Annotated in this window: 12 protein-coding genes; 6 read left to right on the top strand and 6 right to left on the bottom strand. The window is 58.6% G+C overall.

What is annotated here, in order from left to right:
* Positions 1-60: 60 nt before the first annotated feature.
* Positions 61-1,077, bottom strand: coding sequence for a glycerophosphodiester phosphodiesterase family protein (locus L598_RS10165; RefSeq protein ID WP_144862165.1), 1,017 nt, complete (start codon positions 1,075-1,077; stop codon positions 61-63).
* Between the two features lie 158 nt (positions 1,078-1,235).
* Between L598_RS10165 and speB the strand changes: the two genes are divergently transcribed.
* Both speB and argC read left to right on the top strand, forming a co-directional pair.
* Complete coding sequence (gene speB / locus L598_RS10160; RefSeq protein WP_144862163.1) at positions 1,236-2,186, top strand: agmatinase; 951 nt, start codon at positions 1,236-1,238, stop codon at positions 2,184-2,186.
* A 94-nt stretch (positions 2,187-2,280) separates the two neighbouring features.
* Positions 2,281-3,213 carry an N-acetyl-gamma-glutamyl-phosphate reductase gene (gene argC / locus L598_RS10155; protein WP_144862161.1) on the top strand — a complete coding sequence of 311 codons (933 nt, stop codon included), beginning with the start codon at positions 2,281-2,283 and terminating at the stop codon, positions 3,211-3,213.
* Between the two features lie 12 nt (positions 3,214-3,225).
* Here argC and L598_RS10150 read toward each other — a convergent pair whose 3' ends face one another.
* Positions 3,226-4,320: a COX15/CtaA family protein gene (locus L598_RS10150; RefSeq protein WP_144862159.1), complete on the bottom strand. Its 1,095-nt coding sequence runs from the start codon at positions 4,318-4,320 to the stop codon at positions 3,226-3,228.
* Positions 4,321-4,473: 153 nt separating this feature from the next.
* Between L598_RS10150 and L598_RS10145 the strand changes: the two genes are divergently transcribed.
* A complete protein-coding gene (locus L598_RS10145; protein WP_144862157.1) occupies positions 4,474-4,689 on the top strand; it encodes a DUF2842 domain-containing protein in 216 nt (71 codons plus the stop codon).
* A gap of 33 nt (positions 4,690-4,722) precedes the next feature.
* On the opposite strand, the gene L598_RS10140 is transcribed toward L598_RS10145, so the two are convergent.
* On the bottom strand, positions 4,723-6,216 hold the full coding sequence (locus tag L598_RS10140) for a Wzz/FepE/Etk N-terminal domain-containing protein (RefSeq protein ID WP_144862155.1): 1,494 nt from the start codon (positions 6,214-6,216) through the stop codon (positions 4,723-4,725).
* A gap of 208 nt (positions 6,217-6,424) precedes the next feature.
* On the opposite strand from L598_RS10140, the gene L598_RS10135 reads away from it, so the two are divergent.
* Positions 6,425-7,510, top strand: coding sequence for a siderophore-interacting protein (locus tag L598_RS10135; protein WP_144862153.1), 1,086 nt, complete (start codon positions 6,425-6,427; stop codon positions 7,508-7,510).
* A gap of 19 nt (positions 7,511-7,529) precedes the next feature.
* Here the strand turns inward: L598_RS10135 and L598_RS10130 are convergent, their stop codons facing one another.
* The 3 genes from L598_RS10130 to L598_RS10120 form a co-directional block, all read right to left on the bottom strand.
* A complete protein-coding gene (locus L598_RS10130; protein ID WP_144862151.1) occupies positions 7,530-8,750 on the bottom strand; it encodes an MFS transporter in 1,221 nt (406 codons plus the stop codon).
* Positions 8,750-10,876, bottom strand: coding sequence for a TonB-dependent siderophore receptor (locus L598_RS10125; RefSeq protein ID WP_144862149.1), 2,127 nt, complete (start codon positions 10,874-10,876; stop codon positions 8,750-8,752). Before L598_RS10125 ends, L598_RS10130 begins: the two co-directional genes overlap by 1 nt.
* Positions 10,877-11,020: 144 nt before the next feature.
* The gene (locus L598_RS10120) at positions 11,021-12,871 is read right to left on the bottom strand and encodes a sulfatase-like hydrolase/transferase (protein WP_144862147.1); all 1,851 of its coding nucleotides are present in this window, start codon (positions 12,869-12,871) and stop codon (positions 11,021-11,023) included.
* Between the two features lie 148 nt (positions 12,872-13,019).
* Between L598_RS10120 and L598_RS10115 the strand changes: the two genes are divergently transcribed.
* Together L598_RS10115 and L598_RS10110 are read left to right on the top strand one after the other, a co-directional pair.
* Positions 13,020-13,793: a sulfotransferase domain-containing protein gene (locus L598_RS10115; RefSeq protein WP_246658714.1), complete on the top strand. Its 774-nt coding sequence runs from the start codon at positions 13,020-13,022 to the stop codon at positions 13,791-13,793.
* The gene (locus tag L598_RS10110; RefSeq protein ID WP_144862143.1) at positions 13,786-15,219 is read left to right on the top strand and encodes a hypothetical protein; all 1,434 of its coding nucleotides are present in this window, start codon (positions 13,786-13,788) and stop codon (positions 15,217-15,219) included. The genes L598_RS10115 and L598_RS10110 overlap by 8 nt, the downstream gene beginning before the upstream one ends.
* Positions 15,220-15,366: the final 147 nt, after the last annotated feature.

The raw sequence follows: 15,366 nt of genomic DNA, 5'->3' as shown, positions 1-15,366 counted from the left end.
GGAGACAGACGAAAAAGCGGGCCTCAGGCCCGCTTTTTGCATGAGTGGTTCGCATCCCTATCAGTTCGTCAGGCCGTAGGGCACGCGATAGCCGTTCTGCTCCAGCCATTCGATGGCCAGCGCCGGTTCGTCAGTCTGGATCATCGTGGCGCCCTCCTCGGCCCAGAAGCCATAGATCTCTTCCGGCATACCGGCACTGACGGCCATCTGGTCTCCCCGGCCGCCGGACATCGGCCCCATCGGCTGTCCCTCGATAGCGATCGTGTTGACCCACAGGTGCCAGTCGCCACGCGCGGCCACGGCTCGTGCACGGGCGCCGAACAGGAGCCCGCCATCGTCAGTCATGCCGGTACCCTTGCGGTGCCAGGTGATCATTTCGACGGCATCAGGCCCGAAGGGCCGTGTTGCATGCTCCAGAAAGGCCACGTCCTTCACGGCGTCATCGGCCATGATCGGCATGAAGCGAATGCCATCGCCGATCCTGGCCATGACGCGTCGCATCTCCGCCACTTTCTCGGCGTTCCAGAGATTCTGCTTGATCACCACTTCGCTTTCGACACCCGATTCACGGGCCACCGCCGCGATGCCTACAAGGTCCTCCATACCGAGCTTGTTGTCGATATTGACCAGAATCCTGCCTTTCGTGTGTTCCAGCATGCCAGCGAGCGTCGGCACGGTTTCTTGCGTGACCTGTCCCGTTCCTTCGACGACAAGCCGGCATGAGGCCAGATCCGAAAGCGTCCTTTCGATCAACTTGCCACGGCAGGTAGTCGTTCGGTTGAGCCATGTGTCGTGGAGCACGACATAGATGCCATCCTTTGTCTTCTGGACGTCGATCTCTACCATTTCGGCACCAAGTTCGATGGCGTTCTCGACGGCAGCAATCGAATTTTCCGGAAAACGCGCGCGGTTCTGGGTAAGTCCGCCACCGCGATGGGCGATCACCATGATATGGTCGCGCCACTGATTGGCATTTTCCAGCCGCTCGATAATCTCGGCAATGCGCGTGGTTTCAGCCATGGTCGGACTGGCCACGCTGACAAAAAAGAGTGCCGCGAGCGCGCCAATCATGCGCATGCGAATCGCTCCCTTTCCGATATTGCCGTCCGGTGAATAGGCAAGGTGCATGACAGGTAGATGAAGCGACTGCCTTCTCGCGGATGCAAAAAACGGAGTGGCAATCGTCAGGAGAATGTCGAATAAGGGAGCCCGCGCCAAATGCCGAGGAGACGCGAATGCCCTCCACATCCATAGACCACGCCTTCACTACCCCCGACAGGATCGGAGCAGCCAGCGATCCTACCTATGCCGGGGCGCTGTCCTTCATGCGCCGGCAGTTTTCAAAAGATGCGCACGGCGCAGATGCGGTGGTCTGGGGCATTCCCTTTGACGCCGCCGTCTCCAACCGACCCGGCGCCCGCTTCGGGCCGCAGGCAATACGGCGTGCCTCGGCGATCTTCGACAATGATCCGCAATATCCCTTCGACCGCGATCTCTTCAATGCGCTATCGGTCATCGACTATGGCGACTGTCTCCTCGACTACGGGAACCATCAGGAGACGCCGGCCAGGATCGAGCAGGAAGCAGCGAAGATCATCGAATCCGGCACATTCCTCGTCAGTCTCGGCGGTGACCACTCCGTTACCTTGCCGCTACTGAGAGCTCATGCCGCCAGACATGGTCCGCTCGCTCTGGTTCAGTTCGATGCCCATCAGGACACTTGGCCCGATGACGGAAAGCGTATCGACCATGGCTCCTTTGTCGGCCGGGCGGTACATGACGGCATTGTGGATCCCAACCGCTCGATCCAGATCGGCATCCGCACCCACGCGCCGGAGGATTGCGGCATCCGCATTCTCTACGGCCACGATATCGAAGAGATGAAGGCCACCGACATCGCTTATGCGATTGCGGAACGGGTGGCCGGACGAAAGGTCTATGTGACCTTCGACATCGACTGTCTCGATCCGGCCTTCGCGCCGGGGACAGGCACGCCGGTTGCCGGTGGACCGTCGTCGGCCAAGATACTTTCAGCACTGAGGCAGCTTGGCGGGCTTGATATCGTTGGTGCCGATGTGGTTGAGGTAGCCCCTCCCTATGACCATGCGGACATCACCGCCATCGCCGGAGCCACTATTGCCATGTACTATCTCGGGCTGCTTGCGGAGCGAAACGGCCGCCGATGAACCCTTGTGCGGTGACACGCGACGGCTGCCAGCCATGATTCCGCCGCCTATCGTAGCAATCTGAAGTCCCGAACCTCCTTTTACGCACAGACCCATGAAACCGAAAATCTTCATAGACGGCGAACACGGCACCACCGGGCTGCAGATCCGCACCCGGCTCGGCAACCGGCCGGACCTGGAAATCCTCTCGATCCCCGAGGCCGAGCGGCGCAACAAGGATATGCGCGCGGATTTCCTCAATGAGGCGGATATCGCCATCCTGTGCCTGCCGGATGAAGCGGCGCGCGAGGCCGTGGCCATCCTTGAAGGGGCAAATTCCACGCGCATCATCGACACCTCGACGGCGCATCGGGTAGCCCCGGGCTGGACCTATGGATTTGCCGAGATGGATAAAGGCCAGCGGGAGCGGATTGCAGAAGCGCGGCTTGTCGCAAATCCCGGCTGCTATCCCACCGGCGCCATAGCGCTTATCCGGCCGCTTGTGAAAGCCGGTCTGCTTTCTCCCGACCATCCGGTGAGCATCAATGCCGTCTCGGGCTATACCGGCGGTGGCAAGCAGATGATTGCGCAGATGGAGGACTCAAGCCATCCCGAACACATCGCGGCACCCCATTTCCTCTACGGCCTGCCCTTGCAGCACAAGCATGTGGCCGAGATGAAAGAGCATGGAATGCTTTCGCGTCGGCCGATCTTCAGCCCCAGCGTCGGTCGCTTTCCGCAAGGCATGCTGGTGCAGGTGCCGCTGCATCTGGACGAGTTGGAAGGCGCACCGTCACTTGCGACCGTCCATCAGGCCCTTGCCGATCACTATGCCGGGCAGGACGTGGTCGAGGTGGTGCCGCTGGCTGAAAGCGCAAGACTTGCGCGCCTCGACCCGACCGAACTCGCCGGTACGGACCGGATGAAGCTCTTCGTCTTCGGAACCGAGGGCAAGGGGCAGGTCAATCTCGTCGCCTCGCTCGACAATCTCGGCAAGGGCGCTTCGGGAGCGGCAGTCCAGAACATGGACCTGATGCTGAAGCATTGAATGATCAGGCAATCAGCTTCTGACTGCGATTTGCGTCGGCAGTGGATAGGCACTCTTGGTGGCGCGCCAATGGGCGGTGGCGAAGATCAGCACCACGATCGCGAAGGCCTGGTGCAGCAGCGCCCAATGGATATGGGCCTGAGCAAGGAGTGTGCCTACGCCGATCGCCGCCTGACACAGGACGAGAGCGACAAGCACCCAGGCGCGGCGCGAATGGGTCGTTCCTGGCAGAGCGCGCATCATCGCGACGGCATGCCATAGTGCGATGAGTAGCACGCCATAAGCGAACATCCGGTGGACGAACTGGACCGTCTTGGGGTTTTCGAACAGATTGCGCCAGGCTGGCTCGATCACGAACAGGTCACCAGGAATGACGGCGCCGTCCATCAGCGGCCAGGTATTGTAGCTGAGGCCGGCATGAAGGCCTGCAACAAGTGCGCCAAGATAGATCTGGATGAGCACCAGCAATACCATGATGCCAGCGAAGCGTTGTTCGGCACGGCCGGCAGCTTGTTGCGAATAGATCGCCAGCCCGCGCGCGATATAGGCGACTGCCATGATGATGATGCAGGCGAATGTCAGATGGATTGCCAATCGGTACTGGCTGACCGAGACGCGTTCGGTCAGCCCTGAGGCAACCATCCACCAGCCGACAGCTCCCTGCAGGCCGCCGAGCGCAAGCAGGCAGACCAATCGCGGCTTGAGACCACGCTCCAGGCGGCCGGTCAGCCAGAACAGCAGCAAAGGGACGGCGACGAGGAAGCCGACACCTCTTGCAAGGAAGCGGTGCGCCCACTCCCACCAGAAGATGGTCTTGAACTCCTCCAGCGACATTCCCTTGTTGATCTTCTCATATTGGGGAATCTGCTGATATTTCAGGAACTCCTCCTGCCACTCGGCCTCATTGAGCGGCGGGATGACACCGTGGATCGGTTTCCACTCCGTTATCGAGAGACCGGATCCGGTCATTCGGGTCGCGCCGCCGACCATGACAAGCGCGAACAATACCAGCAGGACGATGTAGAGCCAGCCGCGCACCAGCGCGCGATCACGGAGCTCCTTGTCCCGCGCGGCATAGGGAGAATTGACGTCCGCGGTTATTGTCATGTCTCGTCCGGTAACAGGTCGCAGATAGGTGAACCAGACCGTCGCTGCTTTCAAGTCCAGGCCTTACGCGACATGCCGTCGCGCCAAGCTGGTGACGCCCAGCGTTGCGCTCGTTGCCCCCAGCTTCTATGAGGGATGCGAAAGGACTTATCCATGCCCGTAAGGCTGCGCAAATTCATCGGCATGATCGCGCTCGTGGCGCTCGTCATTATCTATGCGCTCGTCGCCACCACGGTCGCGGCCGCGCGCCTCGCGGATGCGGGCGCGCTGGTGCATCTGGTCTATTTTCTTGTCACCGGGCTTTTGTGGGTGTTGCCGGCCATGCTCATCATCAAATGGATGGCGGGAAAGCCGCAAGCCCAGGATTAGGGCCAATCGACATTCAGAGATTGAAGCAGCAAACTAGGCGGCGCTGCTCCTGCACTCCCCCGGCACCGGCGGCTGATAGCCGGTAGGCGTCACCAGAACGGCCTCTCTGTAGCCAAAGGCTCTCAGATTGCGCAGCGCCCGCGGAGCCGAACTTTCCTCCAGATCAAGCATGGCAACCATGACGACGGTCTCAGCGGTTACTAACCGCTCTATTTCGGCCGGATCGGCAGGACCGCATTCCACCAGAACCACGTCATAGGCAGCGGCCAGGGAATCCATGATGATCGGCAGGCGATCAACCGCGCGCATGGCGCGTTGCGGGTCAGCCGTACCGGCTGGAATGACATGGCAATCCGAATAGAGATCGCCATGGATGACATCGGCAAACTGCGCCTCGGAGGCCAGTAGATTGGTGATGCCCGTATAAGACGGGCTTTCCAGCATCGGCCTGGAAGCTGCGCTCGATGTCGTGAGGTCCAGGAGGAGCACGCGCAGGCCGGCATCAGCCACTGCACGAGCGACCAAAATAGCCGCAGCTGCGGCCTCGTCACCTTCGGGCGAGACGAAGATGGCCCGTGACATGCCGCCCACGATGAGCAACTCCGCTGCCTTGGCGATGTCCATTTCACCATATGCACGCGTTTCTGATCGAGGATGCAGTGTCTGTTGACCGTCTTCGCGGAAGTCCACAGCTTGCGGCACTGGCATTGCCACCTGTCGGATTGGCTCGATGGCGAGGGGAGCCGGGCGCATAGCCCTTCCGCTGAACAGCTCACGCAGCAGAATGAAGATGACCGACAGAAACAGCGCGGCAGCAAAGCCAGCAGCCGTCATCGGCAGCATCTTCGGAAAATAGGGGTAGGCCGGCACAAGGGCATGAGAGAGGACCCGTACATCCCCAGGCAGATAATTGTGCTCGCGGCGCGACCAGGCTGCGGCATCCTGGTTCGATTGCAGCCTGGCTTCCTGCTGGACGGCAATATAGGCTTCCGCAATGGCGTTCGGAACCTTGGCGGCAAGTTCGGGATCCTCGGACGAGAACAGAATTGCGATCACCCGGGAACCCTTGACGCGATAGATATCGAGCTTCTCGCGAAAGGCCTCCAGCACACGCTGGCCCGGTGCAATGTCAGCAGGATTGCTCCTGAGGCCGGTCATCACCATCAACTGCCCAAGTGGAGAAAGCCTGCCCAGGAACTCCTCATGGCTCGCAAGATCCAAGACGCCTGCCACCTTGGCCAGGATGTCGCTCGATGCAACGACCTCGACCTGACTGTTGAGGCCAGAATCGTCGTGAATTGGGTCACTGCCAGCATTGTCCGGCCGCGCAGAGACCAATTCACGCGTTTGAATCAGGATGCGAGTTTCGGCCCGGTAAAGCGGCGTGGAAAGCAAGACCCAGGTAAACATCACGATTGTCATAGCCAGCGTGAAAAGCAGGATGGTCAACCAATTTCCCCATAGGCCAACGAACAGCCGTCCCAGGACGAAATCGACGTCATTTGCAGAAGGCTGACCACCTTTCATTGCGCTTCGCTCCTGTGCGGGAACAAACGTAAACGGTCATGGTAACCAGGCGGTTAAAGCCCAATGACGCTTCGATCTGCCGATTGAACCAGCATCGAAAGATGATCTCTCCTGTCAGCTTTTGGTTGGAATGAGCTGCGCCATGTGGCATGCCGTCAGGCGGCAACAGGCGGTTACCTGTGCCGACCAGTATCGGAAGACTCGCAACATGGCGCAACTCAGTGCAGAGACCCGGATCGAGAACGAGGCCATCCGTTCGATGATGGAGCGGCTGAGCGCCGACCACAGGGATTACGAAATCGAGACTGGCCGGGACAATCATTGGGAATTCAAGACCTATTACGGTTCCCTGCATGCCGTGCTCGAACGGCACGACAGCGTGATGATCCGTGTCCTGGCCGATGACGAGACCAATCTGTCCTATATGAAGATGGCCGTGGCCGGCCACGTAGCGGAATATCTTGGCACGACCGAGGGCATCCGCTGGCAGGGCGACGGCATGGACAGCGGCACGCCGATCTTCTTTCGTGAGATCACTGTTTTATCCTCCACCCGCATTTCGCCGCATATGCAGCGCCTGCGCTTCCGCGCCGACAATCTCGAGCGCTTCGTCCATGGCGGGCTGCATATCCGTATCCTCCTTCCCCCGTCCGGCAGAAAGCCGGTCTGGCCGACCATGGGCAGCGACGGCCTGGTTGTCTGGCCGACCGGCACGGACGCGCTCGTCGTCAGGGTCTATACCATCCGCGCCATCAACGCGGCGGAAGGCTGGCTCGACGTGGATTTCGTCCTGCATGCGGGAGACAGCACGCCGGCCGCGACTTTCGCGGAAAAGGCACGGCCGGGCGATGTCATCGGCATGTTCGGACCAGGTGGCGGCGACGTTCCGGAGGGGCGCAACCTCTTGCTGCTCGGCGACGATACCGCGCTTCCAGCCATCGGGCGTATTCTGGACCGCCTCACCCCGGCCACGCAAGCGACAGTCTATCTGGAAGTCGACGGTCCGGCTGATGCCATCCCGCTTGCCGAGCATGAGAATATCACGGTGAACTGGCTCTACAGGAACGGGTGCGAGCCGGGTATGGCCGGTCTTCTCCCGCAGGCACTTCGAGCCCTGGAACCCTCCAATCTGCCGCCGGACGTCTATGTCTGGGCTGGATGCGAATTTTCCGATTTCAAGGAAATCAGGAAGATCGTCCGCAAGGACTGGGGCCTGAAGAGGGACCGGCAGCTAATCGTCTCCTATTGGCGCCGGGGAGTCCAAGGAGAAGACGGGACGGAGCACGACGAATAATGGCCCTGCCCTCTCCCGGTTATTGCCTGTCGGAGACCGCAGCGATTGCCGGTATTGCGGCGACTGCCACAAGTCCGGCCCCCACGAAGAATATGCCATAGCCGAGATATTCAGCGACAAAGCCGGCGACAACGCCACCTGCCATGCTGACCAGCGCGTCCATGCACTGGAAAAGCGTGAAGTCCACGCCGGCCTGTCGCGGGTCCGACCAGCGCATGAACTGAGCATAAAGTGCGACGAAACCTAGCGCCATGAAGCCGGATGAACTTGCGATCGCGACGATCATCAAGATCATTTTCGATTGGATGTTCTGGAAGTCGTAGACAGAGAAGAAAAACAGAGCCGTCGCCTGCAGCACGAGAGCGAGCACGAGAACCTTGCGTACGCCGAACACCCGGACCAGCGCACCGCCGGCAAGCGCGGCCGCGACACCGACGAACATGCTTCCAACGCCGTTCAGGAGCCCGACCGTCGCAAGGTCGAGCCCGGCATCGATCAGGAACGGCCCGACCATGGCCAGGCTTGCCTTTTGCGCGACGACATAGATAGCGGCCGCCAGAAGGCCCCGGCGGATTTCCGGGCGGCGCCATGCCGCGAGCAGCGATGGCGTGTGCTCCCTCACGGCATCCTTTGCGCGATTTGCTGGCCCGAGAAAGAAGGGCAATCCCAGCAGGAGCAGCAAAAGGGCCATGCTCCAGACGGCGAACCGCCAGCCGGAGGCATCGACCAGAACAAGGAAAAGACCGGCGCCGATGGCCGAACCGAGATAGGCGCCGCCGACCTGGGCGGCATTGCCCCAGCCGTGGTGCTCTTCCGCAAGGTTCTGCACGGCGAAACCGTCGCAGGCTATATCGACGGTCGAAGCGGCGAAAGCCACGATGGTGAGGCAGGCAAGTACGGGAAGCAGCGATGCGGGGCCGATCATCCCGACCAGAAACAGCCCGGCAACGGATATGAGGCCGCCGACGAGTATGATCGTTCCTGTCCGATTCCGCCCCTGCGGCGGCAGGCGGAAACGCTCGACCGCCGGCGACCAGAGGAATTTCAGCGCCCAGGGCAGGATGATCAGTGAAAGCAGGCCAATACGGTCGAGCGGCAATCCTTCGGCACGCATGACTGCCGGCAGACCGTTCCAGGTGATCCCGCCGATGACGCTTTGCGCGACATAGAGGCCGCTGATCGCGGTAAAGATCGCGACCGGCGAGGCCGTTGTCGGCTCACCTACGACGGTTTCAGCCATCAGAAGCGGTACCGGAGGCTACCGAATACAGACACGCCTTCGTCACGATAGCAGTAACCAGCCGAGCAGGTCTGCTTCCGGGTGTCGAACAGGTTCTTGGCGTTGACCTGCATTGACAGGCCTTTCAGATCGGGATTGCGAGCGCCGAAATCATAGGAGATGGCAGCATCGACAAAAGCCCTATCGTCGTTCTTGAAGGTGTTGAGGTCATCGCCGTAACTTTCCCCGACATAGCGGACACCGGCACCGAGACCCAAACCCACCAGCGGACCATCCTGGAACACATAGTGCCCCCAGAGCGAGAGGATATTGTTCGGCGTGGCGGAGAGTTCCTTGCCCTCAGTGCTTTCTGGCCCCTCGCCCAGATCAATCATCGCACCCTTTTCAATCTTCACGCGCAGATGCGTATAGGAGGCAATCAGGCTGAAACCGTTGTCGAAGGAGGCGTTAGCTTCCAGTTCGAAGCCGCGCGAGTTCATGTCGAGTTGGCGTTGTCTGTTGACCCCGGTCGATGTGTCGAAAACCACACCGTCTTCCTGATCAATGTCGAAGACTGCCGCGCTCAGAATTACATTCGTGTCCGGAATCTCATATTTGACTCCGGCTTCCATCTGTCTCGCGATCGTTGGACGGGCGATGCGTCCAACAGGGTCCGGAATACTGAGATCGTCGTAGACCAAGCCAATATTGGGCGAAAACGACGTAGAATAATTGGCGTAAGGGATCAGGCCCCATTCAGTCCTATAGGAAGCACCGAGACGGTAGGAAAAGGCCTCGTCCGTCTGCTCGGTTTCCGCGAAGGAGGCATCGACTGACTCGGTACCCACCCAGTCGTATCGACCACTGGCGAAGAGTGTCAGATTGTTGATGTCAATCTGATCGTGGAGATAGATGCCCACCTGGTTTGCGGTCTGGCTGCCAGCGAAGGGCGGATTCCCCGCACGCGCATCATCGACTGTCGGATAGAAGGTCGCAGAATCGGCACTGTAGTCCGTCCAGGCATAGTCAATTCCCACCACTGCTTCGTGCTCGAGAGGGCCGGTGGCGAAATTGAATTGCGCCATGTTGTCGACCACGAAGTTAGCCATGTCTTCGATGTAGTGGCCGTAACCGCGCTGAAGGTCATTCCCGACAGGGTAGTGATAGCTATATTCAAGATCAGCATCGACGACGTTGTAACGCAGGTTCTGGCGAACCGTTACAGTGTCGTTGAAGCGGTGCTCAAACTCGTAGCCGATGCGCCCCTGATTGTTGGTGAAATCATTATAGGCCGGATCGCCCTCATAGATGTCGGAAGCAACGCCATAGGAGGAAGTATAGAAAGAGGCAGTGCCTCCAGTGACTGAATGGGAATACTCACCCAAAATCGTGAGTTTGGTATCCTCATCCGGCTTGAGGGTGATGGCGGGCGCCAAATAGAGCTTGTCGTCCGGATAGCCGGGAAGTTCAGTGTTAGCCAACCGGCCAAGGCCGGTCATGCGATAGAGAACGGTCCCTGCTTCATTGGCTGGGCCGGAGAGGTCAAAGGCCGCCTGATAGCGGTCATGATTGCCAACCAGCACTTCCACTTCGCGGAACTGCTCTTCCTTCGGCCGTTTGGTGACGAGATTGACGATGCCGCCGGGACCGCTGATGCCGTACAGCGACGAAGCCGGCCCCTTGAGGATGGTCACCCCTTCGATGCCATAGGGTTCGGGCTTGAACCACGCCGAAGGGCCATTGTACTGCCGCAGGCCGTCGCGGAACATGCCATTGTAATAGGCAGGGAAACCACGAAGATAAAAGGCATCATAGCGGCTGTCGAAGCCAAAGCCGTTGGGATTGGCGCTTGCGGTATAATTCAGCGCCTCGTTCAACGTACGCGGTTTCTGATCCTCGATCTGATCCTGTGTGACGACGGAAATGGCCTGCGGGATCTGCGCGATCGGGGTGTCGACCTTGGTGCCAAGGCGGTCCTGCTTGGCGACGTAGCCATCCTGCACAAGTGTGTCGTCACTTTCGGCCTCGACGGAGATTTCCTCCAGGACCATCACATCCTGCGCCACGGCGTTGTGGAGCATGCATCCCATCGCCGCGCCACCGACGAAAAATGCCGCAACTCGGCCCGTGATTGTCTGTGCCCGCATCAAACTCTCCGCACGTCATTGGGAACAAAGCAGGGTCAGGCGATCACAAATATGACATCAACCGTCAAGTATTTTTGCAGGTGTTTTCAGCGCATAAGGCTCGGCGTGGCTTTTATGTAACGCCCGCTTCTATGGCCTTTCGCCTCAAAACATCTCCTGTGGCGGAATGGCTGACAGGAATATCCGATAGTCCGAAAGCGTGATCCCGGTGTCGCCCAGTTGCGCTGGCACTTCTTCCCAAAGAACTGCGAACAAGCTCGGGCCAGGATCGTTGGAGCCGATCTCGCCCCAAAGCTTTGCCTTTTCCTCGTCGTCGACAAACAGTGAGATTGTCGCGTCGCCGCGGAAATATCCGCGGATCATGAATTGCACTTCGTGAGGCTTGCCGTCATCGGCTACAGGCGCCTTCAACGTGACGGTCCCGATCTTTGGGTTATCGCCACTGTCCTCGACGCCCTTGACTTCGGCGACAAGTTCGCCGTCCGACAGCGCCAGGCGTATACCGGTCCCGCGCTCGTAGATGACGTATTCTCGATCGCGGTCGTATCCCGGCTCGATGGTAGCTCTGATCGTTATGTCGTCCTGATGGACGTTCAGGCGGTCATCGTCGGGGATAGTGACGGGCCCAGATACCCTTTCGTAGCGGGCATAGCTGCTTATCTCCATCCGCCTTTGCAGGAGTTCACGCTTCAAGCGGCGAAACAGATCAGGCTTCTCGAAAGCCAGATTCTCGGTCTCGTTCGGATCAGCGCAGACATTGTACAGATGGTACGGGTCGTTGAGTGCTCTGGTCTTGAACATTTTCCAGCAGCCGTCACGGATCGCGAATTCCTCGCTCCTGGTTTCATCCGCAAACTTCCGCACGGACACGGTCCGGACCTGCCAATATGGAGGCTCCTTATGCTTGACCTCTCTTCCGGTGAATATACCGCTCAGATCCTCTCCGGTCGTATCGGGACCCTGACCACCCAAAAGCCCCACAATGGAGGGGAACAGGTCCATCGAGGTCATCAACTGATCGCTGGATGACCCCGGCTCTATCAAGGTCGGCCAACTGGCCACGAAAGGAACGCGAATTCCGCCCTCATAGAGGCTGTTCTTGCCTGTGCTCTGCCTGTGGTCCGGGGAAACCGCTCCGTGGAAACCCCCATTGTCGCTGGTAGCAATCACCAAGGCATTCTCGTAAAGCCCTGCTTGCTTGAGGTAATCGACCACCCTGCCGAACTCGCGGTCCCACTGATAGAGCATGGCGAGCAACTGGCCGCGCCTGGTCCCGAGATTGAAGCCACAACACTCATTGTCAAACATTGGCGGAACATAAAGCGGCCAATGAACCTCCATCGGCCACCAGCTGACGAAAACAGGCTTTCCCGCAGTCCGCTGTGCTTCCATAAAACGGATGATCTCGTTTGCTTCATAAGCCGGGCGCCAAGACTGTTCATCTGTCGTGATCAGGCCCTGATCGGTCGTCACGCGAAGCGTGCCGTGGTTCGGATTGAGCCAGGTCATCCGATATTGATCAAAGCCCAATCCCGTGGGCGTGAAGCGTTCCTGCGATATGCCAAGATGCCATTTGCCAACATGGAAAGTGGCATAGCCCAGGCTCCGCATGAATTTGGGCAGGGTTTCCTTGTAGCCGGGGATGCCTCGTTTTCCCCTATAAAAAGGCCCTTTCGCAGCCTTTGGATCATCGGCCCATAACCGGCTTATCCCGAAATGAATCGGACTTTCACCGGTCACAACGCTGACCCGGGTCGGAGTGCAGATGCTGGACGCGGAATGGAATTGCGACAGGGAAATTCCGCTTTTCGCTATCCCGTCGATGTTCGGAGTTATGGCGTCCGACGAATTGATGCCGAAATCATAGTAATCGGCGTCGTCCAGCATCACCAAAAGAACGACATCGGGGCGGACATGTTGGGCGCTGGCGGGGGCGCTGAATGCGCCAAAGGCCGCCAGAATCAGCGCCCAAAACAGGTTTCTTGCCACAGTCATGGCAATATGCCCTCGCGCGAAATTCCTTGCAGGTGGCAGTTGCGTCAAAATCTAGATCGCCTCTCGCAGACAGGATCAATGCAAAGGGTTTTCATCGAGTGAGGTTAGGATTAAGGCTATTGATTATTTGAAGGGGCGTGTGGGGGCCATGACCGTTACAAAGGTTCGTTTTAATACGCCGGTTCGAACGGCTAAGCGGTATTTTCTGGCATATGGCGCGGCGCATGTCAGAAACATCATCGTCGTCAACGAATTTCCCAAATCCGGTGGCACCTGGATCAGCAATCTTATTTCGACGGCTCTTGAACTGCCTTTCTACGATAATCTGACACCGCCGACGAGGCCGCAGATCCTCAAAGGGCATTTCTACAACCCTTGGACGATGAATCGCGGTGTCCTTGTCTGGCGAGACGGACGTGACGTCATGGTCTCATGGTACCATCACTGCTTCCACAAATTCAAAGACGTCCCGATCAATCATCGGACCGTCGACCATATGCGGGCGAAGTACAATTTCGCCGACTACGACGATATAAGAGCGAATCTTCCCGCTTTCCTCGAGAGGGAAATGAAGACGCCCTTTTATCCATCCTTCACTTGGCCGCAATTCGTGGAAAGATGGCACGACAATCGTAGGATGGTTCACGTCCGTTACGAAGACATGCGCAGCAATCCAAACGCGGAACTCGCCAAAACCATTCGAAGGCTCGGCCATGACAGCTCAGAATCGGCCCTTCAGGCTGCGATTGATAAATTCGACATCAAGAAGGTGCTGGTGGAGCGCGAAAAGTCGGGTGACATGAGCAGGAATTTTGTTCGTGCAGGTAACGTAGGTGAATGGCGCGATATCTATACCGACGAGGCCCTTCAGATTTTCGAGCACTACGGAGGGCAGGCTTTGAAAGCCTTGGGATATGGCTAAGCAGTTCTCTTTGGACGGCTTTGCCCTCTTGCTCTTGACGGCAACCCTGCCGATCCCTTTGTTCGTGGTATTGGTTGATAGCGGCCTGACATTGGCTCCTCTGCTGGTGTTCGAGCGCGGTGTGGTACGGCCGAGATTCGGATTCCCGATCGCTCTCCTTCCGATCGGTTTCGTTTGCGCCGTCTGGCTCCTGCGTTTTCTTCAGGGGAAACTTCAAAAACCAAACTGGAATGTCCTGGCGTTTGCAGGAGCGCTGGTTGCCTGGATGACGGTAGCCCTCATCTACGGCCTTACTGTCGGGAACAGGCCGATCATGAGCTTTGCGCTGTATGCCCAGGCGCTACTACCGATCTTCATGCTCATGCTCGCGATGACGCTACCTGCCCCTGCTCAGGCCGTGCGCCGGGCCCTGTTGCTGGTTCCCGTCGTAAGTTCGATCTCGGTCATGGTTATTTTTGCAATGGCCGCATACCTATTCTCGTCCTACACGGTCCACCAAGGCTGGTCGCGACTGGCCGAGGCCTTTTACAGTATCAAGAATGTGCATCCTGCCATCATCACAACCGCACTCGCCGTCCTGTTCGCACAAATAGCATCGGCCAAACGAGATTTGCCGGATTGGGCGATATGGACCATGCTGATGGTCAATGGCGCCTATCTGCTGATAAACTGGTCCCGAACCGGTCTTGTTTCGATCGTCCTCGTAACTCTCCTCTGGGTCATCCATATGACAGTCAGAGCCTGGAAACAGCGCTCTTTGCTTTCAATACCAGCCACGAGCGCTGCCGTCATCCTAGCCGCCTTTATAGTGTCCAGCCTGACCTTTGCAGGTGTAGGCATGCGGGAAGCCGCGCGGCTGCCGCCGAAGACACCTGCCATTGTCGATGTCGAAAAGAATGGTGACTACGGCGATGGGGTCAAAACTGACATTGCCCCTGATCCATTCGTTACACATTCTATCGAAATCGAGGAAAATCTGGGCGAGTTGGCGGGGAAATATGATCAGCGCCGCCTGAAACTCCTTATCCTCGGCTTGCAGCGTGTGGTCAACAACCCACTGGTCGGCGATGCCTTCGTTCCTCTCACGCTCGGGAGCGAGGTTGCCGGCAGACCATCACGCGGGAACATGTTTCCGAGCCACAACCAGTTCGTTGATATCGCGCTACGCGCTGGCGCCCCTGCCCTCCTACTCTATCTAACTTTACTGGGCTATATCGGGCTGACCTGCTTCCGTGCATACAGAGCGGCTCAAGGCACGTTCGTGGGTGAGATGGCCATATGCAGCTCCTTTCTGCTGGCCGCCATTCTCGCCGGAAGCATGTTCCAAAGCTATCTCATACTGACTCAGCCGGCAGCTCTTCTGTTTGTGATCCTCGGCCTTGCAATAAGGACTGACACATCACGCCAGGACCATGTCGGAGCTTGAGTGTGCGTTGATCGGCCCCCACGGACGGGTCCAATTTGATTGTTAGTGCAATGATGGTCGCGGCGCCAGCGCGGGCGGCATTGCTGGTTGGGGTTGCAGGGCCGCCCGCGCGAATGCCGGGATGAAGACCTCGGGTGCCGGCGGCTT

This window comes from Mesorhizobium sp. J18 (genome assembly GCF_007829525.1).
GTDB lineage: Bacteria > Pseudomonadota > Alphaproteobacteria > Rhizobiales > Rhizobiaceae > VLJP01.
The sequence above is the reverse complement of the archived record's forward strand: the minus strand, read 5'-3'. Positions and strand labels throughout refer to the sequence as shown.

Bases quoted from the DNA above. Each gene is read 5' to 3' on its own strand.
- L598_RS10165 (WP_144862165.1), bottom strand. From the start codon at position 1,077: ATGCGCATGATTGGCGCGCTCGCGGCACTCTTTTTTGTCAGCGTGGCC.
- speB (WP_144862163.1), top strand. From the start codon at position 1,236: ATGCCCTCCACATCCATAGACCACGCCTTCACTACCCCCGACAGGATC.
- argC (WP_144862161.1), top strand. From the start codon at position 2,281: ATGAAACCGAAAATCTTCATAGACGGCGAACACGGCACCACCGGGCTG.
- L598_RS10150 (WP_144862159.1), bottom strand. From the start codon at position 4,320: ATGACAATAACCGCGGACGTCAATTCTCCCTATGCCGCGCGGGACAAG.
- L598_RS10145 (WP_144862157.1), top strand. From the start codon at position 4,474: ATGCCCGTAAGGCTGCGCAAATTCATCGGCATGATCGCGCTCGTGGCG.
- L598_RS10140 (WP_144862155.1), bottom strand. From the start codon at position 6,216: ATGAAAGGTGGTCAGCCTTCTGCAAATGACGTCGATTTCGTCCTGGGA.
- L598_RS10135 (WP_144862153.1), top strand. From the start codon at position 6,425: ATGGCGCAACTCAGTGCAGAGACCCGGATCGAGAACGAGGCCATCCGT.
- L598_RS10130 (WP_144862151.1), bottom strand. From the start codon at position 8,750: ATGGCTGAAACCGTCGTAGGTGAGCCGACAACGGCCTCGCCGGTCGCG.
- L598_RS10125 (WP_144862149.1), bottom strand. From the start codon at position 10,876: ATGCGGGCACAGACAATCACGGGCCGAGTTGCGGCATTTTTCGTCGGT.
- L598_RS10120 (WP_144862147.1), bottom strand. From the start codon at position 12,871: ATGACTGTGGCAAGAAACCTGTTTTGGGCGCTGATTCTGGCGGCCTTT.
- L598_RS10115 (WP_246658714.1), top strand. From the start codon at position 13,020: ATGACCGTTACAAAGGTTCGTTTTAATACGCCGGTTCGAACGGCTAAG.
- L598_RS10110 (WP_144862143.1), top strand. From the start codon at position 13,786: ATGGCTAAGCAGTTCTCTTTGGACGGCTTTGCCCTCTTGCTCTTGACG.